General features: G+C 65.3%; 1 pseudogene. It reads right to left on the bottom strand.

Features of this window, described 5'->3' with window-relative positions:
• A pseudogene (locus ACQG3P_RS22910) lies at positions 1-239 on the bottom strand (transglycosylase SLT domain-containing protein); the annotation flags it as partial.

Below are 239 nucleotides of genomic sequence, written 5' to 3'. Positions count from 1 at the left end.
CCTTGTAACTGATGGTCTCGATCCAGATATCCGGAACGAAGCCCGGCCGCTGCGACTGCCAGCGCGCGGTCGGGGTCGGTCCGGCGTTGTACGCGGCGATGGTCACATCGGGCAGGCCTTCGTACTTGTTCATCAGCTGGCGCAGGTAGGCAGTGCCGATGGCGATGTTGGGGTCGGCGTCATACAGGCTGGCGGCACCGCCCTAGGTGGTCAGGCCGATGGTCTTGGCCACGCTCGCA

The sequence above is a fragment of the Stenotrophomonas sp. SrG genome, assembly GCF_050031795.1.
Lineage (GTDB): Bacteria > Pseudomonadota > Gammaproteobacteria > Xanthomonadales > Xanthomonadaceae > Stenotrophomonas > Stenotrophomonas rhizophila_A.
This window is presented reverse-complemented; position numbering and strand designations above follow the sequence as displayed.